Consider the following 16,430-nt stretch of genomic DNA (forward strand, 5'->3'; position numbering starts at 1 on the left):
CAACAATTCACAACACCGATTTTTAGCAAAAGAAAAAGCCTTCTGCCATAAAAAAAGTTATTAAAAGCATAAGACTTTACTTAATTTCATCATTTTTCAGCTAATTTTCGATTAAAATAGTGCTCTAATTTACTCTTAGGATACACTCCAGTGACCTTCTCAACGCCCTTTCCGTTACGAAATAATACTAGTGTTGGAATACTCATGACCCGGTATTTTCTGGCAATCTCCTGATTATCATCGACATTAAGCCTTAAAAACTTGATTCGACCTTTGTACTCACGTTCCAGTTCTAAAATCAACGGATCCATCATTTTACATGGACCACACCATGGTGCCCAGAAGTCAACCACGGTCATTGGTCCCGTAATTTCTGAGTAAAAATTATTCTGGTTTAGATCCACTGCCATAGTCTTTCCCCCTCTTCACGTTAATCACATGGATAACTAAAGTAGCCACTAGTGTGACAATTACCAAGATTCCAAACCATCCCGCTGGAATCTCAATGTCAATCATTGGAATCGATAAGAAAAGTTTCAATGAAATGATAATGATCAAAAAGTACGCCATCGGCTGTAGTTCAGGAATCTTTTTCATCAACATCATTATGACTTCAGCTACCCCACGCATCGCTAAAATCCCAATCATCCCACCAATTAAGACGATCACTGGATTAGGTGAAATGGCTAACGACGCTAGCACCGAATCAATTGAAAAGATAATGTCCATGAATTCAATCTGAACTACCACCCACCAAAAGTACTTGCGAGTGTGGTTTTTCTTATTTGGTTTGACCTGATGAGTTCGGCTCTTTTTGTGCTTATTCTTGTGCATATTATAGAAGAAACTAAACGCAAGATAAAACAAATAAGCTGCACCTAATACCTTAATGATCCAGAACCTAATTAGGTACACTCCGACTCCGATGATCAAAAAGCGAAAGATGTATGCTCCCCACATTCCGTAAAACAAAGATTCTTCCTGCCACTTTTTAGTAGGAAGAACTTGAGTCTGGGCCGCAAGGACAACTGCATTATCAACGGATAAAAGACATTCAATCACTACCAATGAGAAAATAATCAACCAGTCATTTCCAGACGTTATGACGGTTTCCCAGTTATGTAGATCAAAAAAAGGACCATATAATTTAGCGAGTAGGTCGAACAATCAAAGACTCCTCCATTAGTTAGTTGTAATTAGTAATTGTTAATTGCTTTAACGTCGTATTTCATTAATTGATGGTTCACGATGACACCAATTAGCTTATTAGCGTAGTCGGGATCGGTAGCGTAGCCATTTTTTTGCAACAAGTTGGCTTCTTGTCTAAAACTCGTGATGCCCGTTTTCTTTAAAAACTTGGTATTTAAAGTCTCGTTATGATCCTCGATGGCATCAGCAACCGAGGGGTATTTTCTAAACTGACCCACTTCGGTCGTTTTCTTTTTATTAACGTACTCGGTCGTATCGTACGAGATTGACTGACCATTGTACGTTCCCTTGATTCCAAACGGATTATTAGCTTTCTTATAGAGTTCAGATTGACCCCAATTTGATTCGAGAATGGCCTGTCCGATCACGATACTTGGCAAAACCTGTTGCTTTTTCTCGTAAATCTTAACGGCTGGGTCACCAATCTTTTGAATAAACTCTTTGTGCTGAGTTTCGATCTCTTTATCACGTTTCTTGGTGGCGTTATTCATTTGTTCCTGACGAACTTGATATGAATGGGTAATCAACATGTGTCTAATCTTAAATGCAGCGAATACAAGTAGTAAGACGACGACTACTCCAATCACAATTGCAATCCACACGTTTTTCTTTTTACTGTGTTTCACGGACAACATCTCCCTATGTGGTTATTATACCTTAGCCAACTATTTTTTGTTGAGTATTTATGATTACTTAAAAAAGTTTCTTACTCATTTCCAATTACGCATTATAATAGAAGAAACACTCACTAAAATCGACTAACTTAGCCATTTAGTGTAGTATGAAGATATCTGACAATATAGTAACGGGAGTAGTTTTGCATTGATTAAAATTGAAAAAATCAACCAAAATATTAACTGGATTAAAACCATCGATTGCCGTCCAGCTGATAAGGAAATTTTAAAAACAGAATACCATTTAAACAACGAAATGCTCTATTATGCACTTGACCGTCACGAACGACCTCGGGTTGAATATTACGATGAAGAAGGAGTCCTCCTTTTCATTTTTGATGTGGCCGAACCGACTCGTTTTAACGGGGATGTTTCTGCTGAACCAATTGGAATCATAACCCATGACAACATGTTATTCACGTTCACGGCCGATAAAACTAACTTCGTTAACGAACTCATTTCTTCCATTATAAAGAAAGCCGGTTCAAAACAACTCGCAGAATTGCAACCAATTGACGTAATTAATAAAACGTTGTACCAACTATCCGTCCAATACTTTGATTATATTAACCAAATCAACAGTGTCAGAACTAACATTCAACGTAACTTACGTGGCAAGGCCAATAAAAGTGCCATTAACCACCTGCTTAATCTACAGACCGACTTAGTATATTTCCTAACGTCACTCGGATCAAACAACGATATGATTAACGACTTCAAGCGGCGTTTTACAAGGGACCTCACTGAGGATCAAAAAGCTGCCGTTGAAGATATCAGTATCGAACTTCAACAGGGACTTTCAATGGCAGAGATGGCGAACGCCGCGACCCAGCAAGTAGCAAGCGCTTATTCTAACCTCCTTGATAGTGACTTGAACAACACGATTAAGTTTTTAACCGTTTTTTCGTTAATTCTAAGTGTTCCAAACATCGTATTTGGGTTCTATGGTGAAAACGTAAAACTTCCATTTATGGATAAACCATCAGCGTGGATTATAACCATTATCATCACGATCATTTTTATCATCATTGTGTTGCTGTTTTTACGCGCAAACCATTTCTTTAAGAACTAATTTAATATAAAATGAGCATGAGGGGGTAGTGAAATAAAATGAAAGGAATTTTCTTCGATGAAACATTTTATAAGGACGTTACACGAAAATAGGATTTTCTCTTTAATTATTTGGCTAGTTGTCATTTTTATGGCAATTGTCAGTCTCCCCAACCTGAGTCAGGTTGTGATGCAGGCTGGCAACCCGGAAATGAACTCAAAGTCCCAGATGTATAAAGCACAGAACTTACAGGACCAATGGGGCGAAGGCTTAGATGGAACCACAAGTATGAACATCGTTTACCACGCCAACAAGGGTAAAATTACCAGTTCTGAGCAAAAGGACATTTACAATCGGGTTGGTAAGATTCAGAAAAGTAACGGGGACAACGGCATTAGTCGGATCACCACCGCTCACACGAGCCCGAATGGTGCCTCAAAGTTTATCTCCAACGATCAATCAACCGAGATTGTGAATATTCATGTTCCAAAAAGCAATGCCACAAGTGCAAGTTTTGCTAACACGATTCAAAAGCAATTCAACGTTAATAATGGACTGAAGACGTACGTCACTGGTCCGCAATTAATTAATCAAGACAACAATGAGAAGATTTTAAGCGTCACTAACATTGTGACCATTGCAATTTTCATTCTTTCTTTAGTCTTTATTGCCATTGCATTTAGATCACTATTAGCACCGGTTTTTACCTTTATCACCCTGATCATCGCTTACCTGGTTTCATTAAGTGCAACAGCTTTAATGTCAACTCAACTTAGTCTCCCGTATTCGCCATACATTCCTTTAGTAACTGGCTTGGTAGTAACTTTATTTGGTACCCTTGCTAGTTTCTTTTTGTATCGACGTTTTGAATTGGCACTTAAAAACGAAAGCGTTGACCCCAGTAAAACAGCCACTAAAAGTCTTACATATCCACTTGGGGCAACCGCAATAATTACGTCATTAGCATTTGGATCACTTTACCTGCTCAAGTTTAGTTCGGTTCGGGCCATTGGTAGCGTCGCCATTGTCGTACTAATAACTCTATTCGCCGTGATGACCGTGACCCCAATGTTCATGCAACTCCTTGGACCAACTTTCTTCTGGCCAAAGAAGAAAACTTTAAAATTAGCAAACGAGGGCTTCTGGGGTAAACTTGCCCATGTCTCGCTTTTAAAACCTCTCCTAGGCCTACTAATTGCATTAGTGATTACGGTCCCACTGGTTTTATTCTATCGTTCTAATGTAACCTACCTTACTAACAACAATTTAATTGCTAATGATCAAGCTGAAGTCGGTAGACACATCCTTCAAAATCACTTTAATAAGGGAAAACCAACTCCAGTCACTATTTATATCAAAAATAACCGACCCTTTAATAATGACAACACCATTAGTGCCATTGACCAGGTTACAACGAAGCTTCAGTCCCAAAAAAACGTTGCGCAGGTGTACTCTGTGACTCAACCAGGTGGGGATGAAATTGATAAATACTATTTACGAAATCAATTGAATAAGACCACTTCAACCCTTAATGGCATTAGTAATTCTCTTAAGGGCTCACAAAGAACCCTTAAGGGTACAAACAAGACACTTCAACAGAAAAACATTAAGAATCAGACTAAAGCAGTCGATTCACTGATTAGACAACTTGATCGGATTAGCGATACGAGTGAACAAGCTGACACCAACAATTTCAGCACGTTCACCCCGCTTGAAACGGCTCAATCATCTAATCAAGCCCAGAAATCTAAAAAGCTTCGCCAAAATCTCTCGCAAGTATCTGATCAGTTGAGTACCACCAGTCAAAGTTTGACTCAGTTAAGCAACCAAATCTCTGACGCCCAAAATTCTGGACTGGAAGCGCAAGAAGCGGTCCAGCAATACAACGAACAAGCGTCTAAAGTTCGTGGTGAAATTGCGTCCGTTAATCGAACTTTAAAGGAAAGTAAGGATAAGTTAACGCCCGTCACTGGTTACTTAAATGGTGTCAAGAAGTCAAGTGCTGGGAATACCTTCTACATCTCACCGCAACAGATTAATGACACCGATTTTTATCAAACTAAGTATAATTTTGCAAGCGAGAACCAAAAAGTAACCAAGCTTGAAGTAGAATTTAACAATGAGCCCACCGGAAACACGAACTTAAATAACGTTCACAACATGCAAAATACGGTTAGAAACCAGTTACAAAACACCAGCCTGGAGAACGCTGAGGTCGCTTATACCGGCCAGCCAATTGAAAACGCCAACGTTCAAACTAACTTTGACCACGACTTTATTATTGGAATGATGATGATCATCTTAATCGTTTTCGCCTCCATCATCATCGTTAGTCGTTCCATTCTCCAACCATTTTGGTGGTTGGTCACATACGTGATGAGTGTCTTTTCCGCACTGAAGGCCACCCAACTTATCATGTACTATGCCGCAAGTGACGGTCAATTAAACTGGCAGGCATTCGTTTCCATGCTTGTTCCCCTTTCTATAATTGGGATATTTGAATTAACCTTTTTGGCCATTTCCTACCGAAAACAAAATCCGGACTTACTAGGATGGTTGACCGGTGGGACAAGTGCATTTACAAAAACAGTTAGTTACGTGATGTTTGCCGTAATTATCATTACTTTTGGTCTCTTTGTTAGTCTGCTTCACTCGCTTGACTTCATCGGGCTGACCGTCATCATCACGGTTATTATCTTTAATGTCATCCTGCCACTTGTCACGACTGGACTTGGCAAACTAGCAATCACGTTACCTCGTTCCGATTTGCATCATTGGCCCCTTTATAAAAACAAACGAGCCAAAAATAAATAATCAAAAAGCCATCAGTTAAACTGATGGCTTTTATTATGCCCTAAAAATTCATTTTACGAATTGATTTAAAGTAAAGAAACAAGATGACCAAAGAACCAAACATTGCCGTAACACCAAATAATACAAAAATCACCTGGATGTTAATAACCTTTGAAAAGGCACTGATAAACAATGACTCAAGCGCCATCAAAAGAGCCGTAATTAGATTGCAAAAAGACATCAACGTAACTCGGAGTCGTTTCACCACTGTATCCTGCAGTTCAGCGTTTAGTGTCGTATCCCACACTTCAAAAAGTGAACTAAAAATTACAAATGCAATTAAAGCAACGATGAAATTCGAAATCCCTAAGAGCAGTGACATCAATAAGCCAATTGCCATGCTTAAAGAAATCACCCTCATTCGGCCATATTTAGCAACTACTTTAAAGACGTTTGCCGAAAAAACAGCTCCAATGATATCAATAATCGCTAGGATCATCGCAATGTTACCGGTGCTAAATCTTGTAATGTGGGATAGATACAACGACCCGTATTGATACATAATCGAAGCCGTAGCCTGTGAAATAGCCACTACTAGGATTAACTTCTGGTAGTTTTTATTACTAACCAAGAAAGTCCGTAATTGCTTTAAGACACTTGGAGCATTGGGCTCATTAACCACCGGTCGGGGTTTGATCACTAATACCGTCATGATTGAAAGAACGTGGGCCATAATTGAGGCGGTAAAGACCAGTGGCCACGAAACGTCTGCCAAATACCCACCAACCATATTACTGAAAGCAACCGTACAAATCATGATGGCGTTGTATCGTCCCCAAAATTTCTGGTAGTGTTGTTTTTCATCCGCCTCATAAATGATGGCCACATCGGTTCCCGAAATTAGCGAAAGTCCAATTCCAAACAAAATAAATCCACCAAATACTAACAAGTGGTTACGTGCGACAAAAAAAGTTGCCACGTATAATACACACATTACCTGACCCAAAATCAAGGTGGTCTTGTAGCCAATTTTGTCAGCAATGATTCCGGATGGTAGTTCACAAATAACCTGCGTTGCGTTAATCACAAGTTGTAATAATGCAATTTGGCCAACTGACCATCCCATATGTTTCAAATAAAGCATCCAAATTACTAATTCAAAGGTTAAGTTAGAAAAGAATGCGTACGTATACATTTTCCTGATATTTTTCATAATTTCCCTCATTTCAGTTAACGATTACTAATGAAGTTGAGGAAATTCAATGATTGATTCAGGATGAATGTTTCACCCAAATAATCGAATGAAATTATGACTCAACTTCATTTCACAACTATTTGGGAAACAGTTTGTCTTTGAATAAATACCGTTACATGACGTGCTGAAAACTTACTGCCAATTTCTTTAAATTCGCTTTCCATCGTTCGTTCACACCTTCGACATAATTAATGATTATTCAAAAGTATATACTTTTGGTCCCTAAAAACAAGGCTCCTAACAAAAAGGGAATCGGCACCTCTGCCGATTCCCCACTGGGTTAAATTCTAAAATACTAACAAAACAGCAACTAGTATCAAAATTGATACCAACCCCAGCACTGTCAAAATGACTTTTTCAAGCAATGCCATTATCAAATGACCCTTCCTAGCACTCTACTTTTTCTACTGCCAATAAATATGCTACCGTACATGAGTCATTCCGTCAAAAAACACCAAAACTAATTATCAGCTTCGGTGTCTTTTCGAGTAATTTTAGTTATCTTTTAAGAGGTACTTAACGGCCCCGTCTTCATCAAGGTAGCCATACAGACGCTTCGTGTGAGCGTCATCAAAGTATCCCATGTCTGCCATTCGTTTGCCATTCACTTCGTCACAACCATGATCCACTCGCTTAAAAAAGGAATACAAAAAAGCAATTCGTGATTTAAACTGCGTCGCCTTTTGATAAGCAGACGTCAGGGTGTAACCGTCATCTAGATATTCTTTCATTAACTTAATCAGTACAAAATTTGAAAAATCAAAAACTCGTGACGCTAATTTTTCAACCCGGGTACTTCTCACGTATCCCTTTTTCTCCCAGTATCGGAGTTGTCTTGGTGATACCCCCGTCATCTTACTAACTTCACCAATTCGAAAAATAAAGTCCTGCATGTTAAAGGAATTGATGATCTTGTCATTAGCTTCATGCATTTGTCGCCTCGCCTCCACTACTTATTGTATTCAGTGACCTTGATTTGATTACCATCAACACTCATCTTAGTAATACTGCCATTTTCGGGACGTTTTGTCATATCATACTGTCCGTCAGAAAAACGTTCTACTAAACTAAGCAGGGTATTTCCGTGACTAATCAAGAGGACGTTGTCGCCGTCATGAACCTTAGCATCGTGAGTAATCATATCTAACCCCTTATCAAGTCGTTTCCAGTAATCAGCTGCATTTTCAGCCATATGGAAAGGATCAGCCTCTTTCATATAGTCCTTAGCCGTATTGATATCATATTTATTTACAATGTCTTTAAAAGTTGGTACTCCATGAGGTGCTCCGGCCTCGTACCACGCTTCATCCATATTTAATCCTTCAAAATAACCATAAAATTGTTCACGAAAATTGGGAGATACGACAGGCTCATTAATATCTGAAACTAAATTATCGTTTAGAATAATCTTGGCGGTATCTTCAGCACGAGTAGTATCACTGCAGTAAGCTTGAACAAATTTGATGTTAGATAAACGTTTAGCGGTCTTTTTGGCACCAGTAATTCCCTTGTCGGTTAGTGGTGAATTACTCCAGCCTTGTAATTTGTTAAAAATATTGAAATAAGTTTGTCCGTGTCGGACAACGTATAGGGTAAATTTTGCCATTGTATCTCCTCCATTCACACTCTAAGTATATCACTTGTGGGCTTTAACTTTTCTCTAAGATTCTCCCTCAATCCTACCCAAATTTAATAAATCTGATAAGATAGGGGTTGGACTTAAAAAGGGGACTTTATACCTTGAAAACGATCAAGAAAATTATGTCTAAATGCAATACTAGAATCGGGTTTTTCGTCTTACTAGTAGTGCTTTTTTGGGCTAAAACAATTTACGCATATTTCACTGACTTTAATTTGGGTGTCGACAGTATCTTTCAACTGTTTTTGCTCCTAATTAATCCAATCGCAACCACCGTTATTATGTTAGGGCTGGCACTTTATTTAAAGCCAGCTAAACTTTTTTATCCAGCAATTTTATTTCTGGACTTTCTAAACACGGTTCTTTTATACTTAAACGTAATTTACTTTCGTGAATTCACCGACTTTATGACGGTGTCGACCATGACCGGTTATTCCAAGGTCAACCAGGGACTGAGTGGCAGCTCATTAGCACTAACTTCGCCCCACGACGTTTTTTACTGGATCGACATCGTGATCGTCATCCTCTTACTTTTGTTTAAAGTGATTAAGATTGACAAACGGCCACTACAGGCCCGAGTTGGTTTTGCGGTTTTCTCACTTGGAGCCCTCATGTTAGTTGGTAACATTACTTTGGCCGACATGGATCGGCCCCAATTATTGACCAGAACCTTTGATCGCACTTACATCGTTAAATACCTGGGGTTGGATTCTTTTACCGTCTATGACGGAATTAAGTCCCAACAAACCAACAACATGCGAGCCAATGCCAATAAGTCTGACTTAACGGGGGTTCTTAAATTCAAAAAAGAACACTACGCCGCTCCTAATAGGAAAATGTATGGCATTGCTAAGGGTAAAAATGTCATTATCATTCATCTGGAAAGCTTCCAACAGTTCGTGATTGATAAAAAGATCAATGGCCAGGAAGTCACTCCATTTTTAAATAAGTTGTATCACAGTAAATCAACTTATTCCTTTGATAACTTCTTCCATCAGGTCGGCCAAGGTAAGACGTCCGATGCAGAAAACATGCTCGAGACTAGTACTTATGGTCTCCCACAGGGATCCTTATTTGCTCAACTTGGCAGTGACAACACCTTCCAGGGTGCTCCTGCCATCCTTGGTCAAAAGGGATACACGTCCGCCGTCTTTCACGGAAACGTTGCTAGCTTCTGGAACCGAAACAACACTTACAAAAACCTAGGATATGACTACTTCTTTGACGCCAGTTACTACGATACCTCGGGTGATAAGTCAACCGGATACGGACTGAAGGATAAGCTCTTATTTAAAGATTCAACCAACTATCTTCAGCACCTCCAGCAACCGTTCTATGCTAAATACATCACCGTTACCAATCACTTCCCGTATCAACTAGACGCTGAGGATCAGAAGGATTCTGATTTCAAGGCCCCTGATACTAATGATGAGGCCGTTAACAACTACTTTGTAACGGCCCACTATCTCGACCAATCAGTTCAGGAACTCTATGAGTACCTTGACAAAGCCGGCTTACTAAAGAACTCCGTGATTGTCCTATACGGGGATCACTATGGCTTATCGAACTCTGAAAACACCAGCTTAGCACCGCTACTTGGAAAAGATCCCAACGACTGGAATGACTTTGATAACGCCCAGTTGCAACGAGTTCCGTTCATGATTAACATGCAGGGCATTAAGAATGGTCACGTGGATCATACCTATGGTGGTGAAATTGATGTACTTCCTACTTTAATGCATCTCCTGGGAATTAGTTCTAAGAAATACATTCAATTTGGAACCGATCTCTTCTCAAAGCATCATGATCAAGTGGTGGCCTTCAGAAATCGGGACTGGGTCTCCCCTGAGTACACATCGGTCAATGGAACGGTCTACGATAATAAGACCCAAAAAGTAATCCATCCAGATAAAAAGTTGAAACAGAAGTTAGAAAAGACGCAGGATAAAGTCAATCTAGAACTCTCGTTATCCGATACGCTGAATGAACAAAACCTACTTCGTTTCTATCATCCTAAGGGATTTAAACCAGTTAACCCGCAGAAGTACAATTATGCTAACGGATTGGACCATGAAGAAAACATTGAAAAGAAGCTTGGAAAAGCCTCAACCAGTCTCTACTCAGAACGACATGATAAGAGTACGAACAGTTTATACCATACCGATGCTCCTGAGCTTTACCATAGTTCAACTAACTCTAATCGAATTCAAATTACCAACCCTGATTCAAACAAAGAATAACTATAAAGAACCCACATCAGTTGATGTGGGTTCTTTTGTATGACTGTACTAGTTTTTACCTGTGCTATAATACGGGTAAATCTAGGGATGGAAGGTTATAAATTATGACTAAATATACAGTTACAAAAAGAGCCAAGCAGTATAAACAGCCCCGTGGTGGTTTCATTCCCGTCTCATCCCTTCACATCAAGCAGTTTACGCCAGACGAATTTCTGCCGATTGCTAGTGAAAACATCACGCCCAGCTTTATGGGACTGGTCGTCGACTATCTAACACGGTTTGAAGTCACCGGAGACGTCGTGGCAGCATTCAGCATTCCTGAAATTGGTGCCCATAACGTTGACCTACTAGCGGCCGAAAAGACTGGTCACCATTACGATGGTAATATGGACCGTTTTAAACAATTAACCAGTGAAATCAATTCCGGACTTGATGATGACAGCATTCAGTGCGCCATTCAACTCGTTAATTATGACATTGCCTACCGGATGGGACCTAGTTACTACGTTCCTCGTCCCAAGTACCAATCGAATGAGGTTACCATTGAGCACATTAAACAAATGGTTAACCGGGGCGTTCAGTTCCTAAAAGAAGCATCAGAAGGTGAGCCCATTATAACCGATTTTGATTTTCCCGGTGCATACACCGACACCGTCGTAAACGGCGATGGTGACTACTTGACCAAGGATGGGCTGTGGGATTTCAAGGTATCAAAGGCTAAACCAACCAATAAATTCACCCTCCAGATCCTGATGTACTACATCATGGGGCTCCATTCAGCAAATAAGTCTTATTTTGAAATGGTTAAACAGTTAGGCTTGTTTTATCCACGCCAAAATTGTCTGTATTGGATTAACATAGTCGACATCAAAACCAAGACGCTAGAAACGGTGGCAGAAGATGTCATTGGATACTAAAATACCACTATCATTGAGGTAGTGGTATTTTTGTCATATTTTAGTTTGCGGTTGTCTGAATAATTCGGAGGTCTCCCTTTAACTGATACGTTTTGGCTTGAACTGGCAAGACATACGTACTTCCCTTTTCAAGCGAATACGATTTGCCATCGACAATTAGTGTCCCTGTTCCATCAATAACAACGTTCACTGAATAAGTCTGCATGTCTTTAATCTCGGCTTGACCGTGAACCACAATTTGATAAACGTTAAAGTACTTTGATTTCAATAGACGTGTCCGGGCTGGATTATTTGAATCGACAACCAGTTGGGTTTGCTCAGGGTCTGGTAGAACGTTCGGAGTATTAGTTACTTTAATGGCATCTTCTACCTGGAGTGGTCGTTTCTTCCCCGTCTTTTGATCCACCCGGTCGAAATCATAAAACCGGAGCGTGTTGTCAGAATTTTGTTCCACCTCAAGAGCGACAATGCCTGCTCCCAAAGAATGAAGCGTCCCAGCTGGTACATAAACCATCTCACCTGGTTGAACCGTTTTCGTTTCTAAAATCTGGTCTAACTGGTGGTCTTTAATGGCCTGCCGAATTTCATCCTTACTTTTGGCGGAATGACCGTAATATACCTTTGAATCTGGTTTGGTGTCTAAAATGTACCAGCACTCAGTTTTTCCATTCTTTTCATTAAAGTACTTTTGCGCGTTCTCATCACTTGGATGAACCTGGATTGACAAGTTTTCCTTGGCATCCAAAATTTTAACCAATAGTGGAAAGGAGGCGTTAGCCGGATGCCCACCAAATAGTGCTGGATGTTTCTTCCAAACTTCTTTTAAAGTCTTTTCATCGTAGGGTCCGTTATAAACCACTGACAAGTCATCACCATAAGTCGAAGCAATCCACGCCTCTCCAACGTGATTACTATTTAACTGATAGTGATACCGCTTTAGTTCGGTTCCACCCCACATCTTATTCTGTAAAACGGGCTTTAAAAATAAGGGAAATACTTCATTTGTCATGAACATCATCCTCCAGTTAAGAAATTTCAACTAGTTTCATGATAGCATCATGTTAATGGTTTCACAACATTTATCCTTTTTTGAACCTACTTGCGGTGAAGCGAAGTACTGTGAACGGGTCCCCTTCGGTCGGGATAAATTTCTTTCATTAAAACGTTAATGGCGGTGGGAGCCTCACCAAATCCAGTCGCAATCAAGTCTTGTTTGCCGGGATAAGTAATCTGATCCCCAATCGCAAAGACCCCTGGCACACTGGTCTCAAAAGATTGATCAACCTCAAGCAAGCGATGATCAAGGGCTGGTTGAATCTGCCATTCCTTTAACTGGCGATTATTCGAAATAAACCCGTAGTTCACCACGAGATCATCCACCATCATTTCCATCTCGTCATCTTCAGTCTTAACCTTTTTACTGGTAACCCTTAAACGATTATCAATCTCATCCAGTCGTTTGATTAAGTATGGAGTAACCACTTCAACGGATGACTCTTTCAATCGGTCAACCATGTACTCAAGACCACGAAATTCGTCCCGCCGGTGCAATAAAAATACCTTACTTGCAACCCGTTCAAGCATTAAAGCCATGTCAACGGCGGAATCGCCACCACCAGCAACCATAACGTCTCGCCCCCTGAACTTATTTAAATCATTGATACTGTAAAAAAGGCGCTTCCCAGTGAGCTCTTCGGCATTTTCAGCCCGTAGTTCACGTGGCTTAAAGGCACCGTTTCCGGTCGCAATGATGACGGCTTTACTCTTAGTAGTTTTCTTACTGGTTTCAATCTCAAAATAGCCATCTTTTTTAATCACATCAACTACCTTACTCTCGACCTTTTGGTCAACATCAACGGTGTCAAGTTGTTTTTGCAGTCGTGCAATCAGCTCGTCACCCGTGACGCCCGCAAAACCAGCAACGTCCAAAATGGTCTTTTCAGGATAAAGCGCTTTGACTTGGCCCCCAAGTTCAGGAAGGCTCTCAATGATCTGCGTTTTAGCATCCCGCAGGCCAGCGTAAAACCCCGCAAACATCCCAACGGGACCGCCGCCAATAATTGTTATATCGTACATATTTTCCATTTTTATCACTCTTTATCTAATTTTATCTTTAACCAAAGTTTACCATGCAAAGACAAAATAAAAAAACCAATTTCATATCTATCGCAATTTCCTACATATTAAAGTATTATAAAGTTGTACTGTAACTGAAGTTATATAGGAGGACTTTATATGAGTACCCAAAAAATGATTTTGGACCTTGATACTGGAATCGATGACTCAATGGCACTAACCTACGCGGTTGGCAATTCTGAGATTGATTTAATCGGGGTCATTGCTTCGTTTGGCAACATCGAAGCCGAACGGGCAGCCGTTAATACCCTTAAAATTTTAGATTTACTTGGTGCTTCAGACGTTCCGGTCTTTATTGGTGAAACTCATCCATTAAGTGAAGATTATGTCAGAATGCAAGTCAGCGCTGACATTCACGGTGAAAATGGGATTGGCGACGTTGACCTTCCAGAACCAAGCGGTGCCATCCAAAGTAAAAACGGGGTCGATTTCATGATTGAATCCGCTAAAAAGTACGGCAATGATCTAACGATTGTGCCAACTGGTCCTCTTACTAACTTAGCCAAAGCAATCAAACAAGCTCCAAAAGCTATGGAGAAGGTTGGCAATGTGACTTTAATGGGTGGTGCTTTAACCGTTCCGGGCAATGTCACCCCCGTCGCCGAGGCCAACATCAACCAAGATGCCATTTCAGCAAACGAAGTTTTTACCAGTAACCTCCATATCAACATGGTCGGCCTTGACGTTACATTACGAACCCTTTTGACCAAGCAAGAAACCCAAAAGTGGCGTGAATCTGGGACAATGGCTGGAAAGAAAATGGCTGACATCGTGGACTTCTACATCAACATCTACGCTGATATGTATCCTGAACTTGGCGGCTGTTCCTTACACGACCCACTCGCCGTTGGTGTAGCGGTCGACCCCAGTTTCGTAAAATTCATTGATATGAATATGATCGTTACCACCAAACCCGACGCATACTATGCTAGAACAATCGGTGATAAGAATCGATTAGATGATCCTAACACCAACGTTAAGGTGGCTGTAGCGGTTGACTCCAAACGCTACTTAAAAGAATTTATGAAAAATATGAATAATGCGTTTGAGACCATGTAAAAAACCATATAAAAATGAGCTAAACATAATTGTTTAGCTCATTTTTATTTGATTGTATTTATATTTATTGATCAGCTTTAAAATACTGCTTTAAAAAAACTGCCACGCCATCATCGTCATTAGATTTAGTCACATCCGTCGCAATTTTCTTGATTGGTTTCTGAGCATTCGCCATCGCAACTCCAACCTTGGCCTTCTTAATCATTCCGGCATCGTTTTCAGCATCACCAAATGCCATTAGATTAGAAAAATCATCACCATAGTGACTAAGCAATGCTCCTAATCCATAGGCTTTATCAACACTGGGTGCCAAGAATTCTAGGATTTGGGGTTGCGAACGAACAATGTGATACTGCTTTTTCACATCTTCAGGCATGTCACTAACAATTTTATCAAGAACGTCTGGTTCGGCTGCGATAACAGCTTTAGAGTAGCTTTTGTCTGGCATCTCAGAAAATTTAGTTGGTACAAACTGCATGTCAGCATTCAACATTTGTTGATAAATCGATGGTTTTAAATCGGAGATTGGATAGACCTGGGTAAAATCAAGAATATCTAACGGGAGACCGTTTCTTTGAGCGTATTCATAAAGTAATTTGAACGCATCTCGATTCATCCCACGCTTAAATAATTCATACTTATCGGCATTTCGAACCACGAGCCCACCATTAAAGGTGATGGTATAGTCATCTGGCTCATCAAGGTCTAGTTGTTTAATGTACTTCCAAATGGCATTGATTGGCCGTCCAGTACAGAGCACCACTTTGATTCCCTGTCGGTGTAACTTTTTTAACTCGTCTTCGTTTACTTTACTGATCTTCTTATCACCTGTAAGCAGTGTGTTGTCAAGATCGAGTGCGATCATTTTAATCATATTAATTCCTCATCATTTAAATTATTCATAAAAAAACGCCCATACCGGGCGTTTTCATATCTTAAGAAGTTAACTTCGACTCTAATTGTCTCAATTCTGCTTCACGAACATCTCGCGGTAAGAACCGTCTAATTTCTTCTTCGTTATAGCCAACTTCAAGACGTTTGTCATCAAAAATGATCGGACGCTTGATTAGGTCAGGGTACTTTACTAATAGGTCAACTAACTCGGTTAAAGATAAGTCATCTAAGTTCAAGTGCAGTTTCTTAAAAACATTTGATCTTGTTGAAATAATATCCTCACTGCCATTTTCGGTTAAACGAAGAATTTGTTTTACTTCGTCAGCGTTAAGTGGGTTTGAATTGATGTTTCGTTCCTTAAATGGAATATTATGATCTTTCAACCAAGCACGTGCTTTACGACTTGATGCGCTGCTTGGTGCAACATATAAATTCAACATGTAATAACCTCCTCATGTCTAACATTTAACATGACTTGTTTAAATTAGTACGAATGTACTTATTAAACAACTAAATTGTATCATATATTATTACTTCGTCAACGTTATTTTAAACTTAAATAA

At 39.9% G+C, this 16,430-nt stretch carries 15 protein-coding genes; 5 read left to right on the top strand and 10 right to left on the bottom strand.

Annotated elements, in window-relative coordinates; all coding sequences use genetic code 11:
- Window positions 1-89: 89 nt before the first annotated feature.
- Genes trxA through AC6UDG_RS05340 form a run of 3 tightly spaced genes read right to left on the bottom strand, consistent with a single transcriptional unit; the run spans window position 90 to window position 1,835 of the window.
- Window positions 90-410, bottom strand: coding sequence for a thioredoxin (gene trxA, locus AC6UDG_RS05330; protein ID WP_500706726.1), 321 nt, complete (start codon window positions 408-410; stop codon window positions 90-92).
- The gene (locus AC6UDG_RS05335) at window positions 385-1,167 is read right to left on the bottom strand and encodes a TerC family protein (protein ID WP_500706727.1); all 783 of its coding nucleotides are present in this window, start codon (window positions 1,165-1,167) and stop codon (window positions 385-387) included. The genes trxA and AC6UDG_RS05335 overlap by 26 nt, the downstream gene beginning before the upstream one ends.
- A 29-nt stretch (window positions 1,168-1,196) precedes the next feature.
- On the bottom strand, window positions 1,197-1,835 hold the full coding sequence (locus AC6UDG_RS05340; RefSeq protein WP_500706728.1) for a glycoside hydrolase family 73 protein: 639 nt from the start codon (window positions 1,833-1,835) through the stop codon (window positions 1,197-1,199).
- 196 nt (window positions 1,836-2,031) lie between these two features.
- Here AC6UDG_RS05340 and AC6UDG_RS05345 point away from each other — a divergent pair, with 196 nt between their 5' ends.
- Together AC6UDG_RS05345 and AC6UDG_RS05350 are read left to right on the top strand one after the other, a co-directional pair.
- A complete protein-coding gene (locus AC6UDG_RS05345) occupies window positions 2,032-2,955 on the top strand; it encodes a magnesium transporter CorA family protein (protein ID WP_500694066.1) in 924 nt (307 codons plus the stop codon).
- A gap of 57 nt (window positions 2,956-3,012) precedes the next feature.
- On the top strand, window positions 3,013-5,748 hold the full coding sequence (locus AC6UDG_RS05350) for an MMPL family transporter (RefSeq protein WP_500706729.1): 2,736 nt from the start codon (window positions 3,013-3,015) through the stop codon (window positions 5,746-5,748).
- Window positions 5,749-5,788: 40 nt separating this feature from the next.
- Here AC6UDG_RS05350 and AC6UDG_RS05355 read toward each other — a convergent pair whose 3' ends face one another.
- From AC6UDG_RS05355 to AC6UDG_RS05365, 3 genes are all read right to left on the bottom strand, one after another.
- Entirely contained in the window at window positions 5,789-6,940 is a 1,152-nt protein-coding gene (locus tag AC6UDG_RS05355) for an MFS transporter (protein ID WP_500706730.1), read from the bottom strand.
- A 536-nt stretch (window positions 6,941-7,476) separates the two neighbouring features.
- Window positions 7,477-7,914 carry a MerR family transcriptional regulator gene (locus tag AC6UDG_RS05360; RefSeq protein ID WP_500706731.1) on the bottom strand — a complete coding sequence of 146 codons (438 nt, stop codon included), beginning with the start codon at window positions 7,912-7,914 and terminating at the stop codon, window positions 7,477-7,479.
- 17 nt (window positions 7,915-7,931) lie between these two features.
- A complete protein-coding gene (locus AC6UDG_RS05365) occupies window positions 7,932-8,588 on the bottom strand; it encodes a histidine phosphatase family protein (RefSeq protein ID WP_500706732.1) in 657 nt (218 codons plus the stop codon).
- Between the two features lie 143 nt (window positions 8,589-8,731).
- Here AC6UDG_RS05365 and AC6UDG_RS05370 point away from each other — a divergent pair, with 143 nt between their 5' ends.
- The gene (locus tag AC6UDG_RS05370) at window positions 8,732-10,861 is read left to right on the top strand and encodes an LTA synthase family protein (RefSeq protein WP_500706774.1); all 2,130 of its coding nucleotides are present in this window, start codon (window positions 8,732-8,734) and stop codon (window positions 10,859-10,861) included.
- Window positions 10,862-10,965: 104 nt separating this feature from the next.
- Complete coding sequence (locus AC6UDG_RS05375; RefSeq protein ID WP_500706733.1) at window positions 10,966-11,778, top strand: hypothetical protein; 813 nt, start codon at window positions 10,966-10,968, stop codon at window positions 11,776-11,778.
- 40 nt (window positions 11,779-11,818) lie between these two features.
- Here the strand turns inward: AC6UDG_RS05375 and AC6UDG_RS05380 are convergent, their stop codons facing one another.
- Together AC6UDG_RS05380 and AC6UDG_RS05385 are read right to left on the bottom strand one after the other, a co-directional pair.
- A complete protein-coding gene (locus AC6UDG_RS05380) occupies window positions 11,819-12,787 on the bottom strand; it encodes a type I phosphomannose isomerase catalytic subunit (RefSeq protein WP_500701265.1) in 969 nt (322 codons plus the stop codon).
- A gap of 86 nt (window positions 12,788-12,873) precedes the next feature.
- A complete protein-coding gene (locus tag AC6UDG_RS05385) occupies window positions 12,874-13,863 on the bottom strand; it encodes an NAD(P)/FAD-dependent oxidoreductase (RefSeq protein WP_500694075.1) in 990 nt (329 codons plus the stop codon).
- Window positions 13,864-14,013: 150 nt separating this feature from the next.
- Between AC6UDG_RS05385 and AC6UDG_RS05390 the strand changes: the two genes are divergently transcribed.
- The gene (locus tag AC6UDG_RS05390) at window positions 14,014-14,973 is read left to right on the top strand and encodes a nucleoside hydrolase (protein WP_500706734.1); all 960 of its coding nucleotides are present in this window, start codon (window positions 14,014-14,016) and stop codon (window positions 14,971-14,973) included.
- Window positions 14,974-15,037: 64 nt separating this feature from the next.
- On the opposite strand, the gene AC6UDG_RS05395 is transcribed toward AC6UDG_RS05390, so the two are convergent.
- Window positions 15,038-15,847 carry a Cof-type HAD-IIB family hydrolase gene (locus tag AC6UDG_RS05395; protein WP_500706735.1) on the bottom strand — a complete coding sequence of 270 codons (810 nt, stop codon included), beginning with the start codon at window positions 15,845-15,847 and terminating at the stop codon, window positions 15,038-15,040.
- A gap of 61 nt (window positions 15,848-15,908) precedes the next feature.
- The gene (gene spx, locus AC6UDG_RS05400; RefSeq protein WP_010022968.1) at window positions 15,909-16,307 is read right to left on the bottom strand and encodes a transcriptional regulator Spx; all 399 of its coding nucleotides are present in this window, start codon (window positions 16,305-16,307) and stop codon (window positions 15,909-15,911) included.
- Window positions 16,308-16,430: the final 123 nt, after the last annotated feature.

It is taken from the genome of Fructilactobacillus sp. X2R1C1, assembly GCF_059901435.1.

Bases quoted from the DNA above. Each gene is read 5' to 3' on its own strand.
- AC6UDG_RS05390 (WP_500706734.1), top strand. From the start codon at position 14,014: ATGAGTACCCAAAAAATGATTTTGGACCTTGATACTGGAATCGATGAC.
- AC6UDG_RS05395 (WP_500706735.1), bottom strand. From the start codon at position 15,847: ATGATTAAAATGATCGCACTCGATCTTGACAACACACTGCTTACAGGT.
- AC6UDG_RS05375 (WP_500706733.1), top strand. From the start codon at position 10,966: ATGACTAAATATACAGTTACAAAAAGAGCCAAGCAGTATAAACAGCCC.
- AC6UDG_RS05380 (WP_500701265.1), bottom strand. From the start codon at position 12,787: ATGACAAATGAAGTATTTCCCTTATTTTTAAAGCCCGTTTTACAGAAT.
- AC6UDG_RS05385 (WP_500694075.1), bottom strand. From the start codon at position 13,863: ATGGAAAATATGTACGATATAACAATTATTGGCGGCGGTCCCGTTGGG.
- spx (WP_010022968.1), bottom strand. From the start codon at position 16,307: ATGTTGAATTTATATGTTGCACCAAGCAGCGCATCAAGTCGTAAAGCA.
- trxA (WP_500706726.1), bottom strand. From the start codon at position 410: ATGGCAGTGGATCTAAACCAGAATAATTTTTACTCAGAAATTACGGGA.
- AC6UDG_RS05365 (WP_500706732.1), bottom strand. From the start codon at position 8,588: ATGGCAAAATTTACCCTATACGTTGTCCGACACGGACAAACTTATTTC.
- AC6UDG_RS05350 (WP_500706729.1), top strand. From the start codon at position 3,013: ATGAAACATTTTATAAGGACGTTACACGAAAATAGGATTTTCTCTTTA.
- AC6UDG_RS05360 (WP_500706731.1), bottom strand. From the start codon at position 7,914: ATGCATGAAGCTAATGACAAGATCATCAATTCCTTTAACATGCAGGAC.
- AC6UDG_RS05355 (WP_500706730.1), bottom strand. From the start codon at position 6,940: ATGAAAAATATCAGGAAAATGTATACGTACGCATTCTTTTCTAACTTA.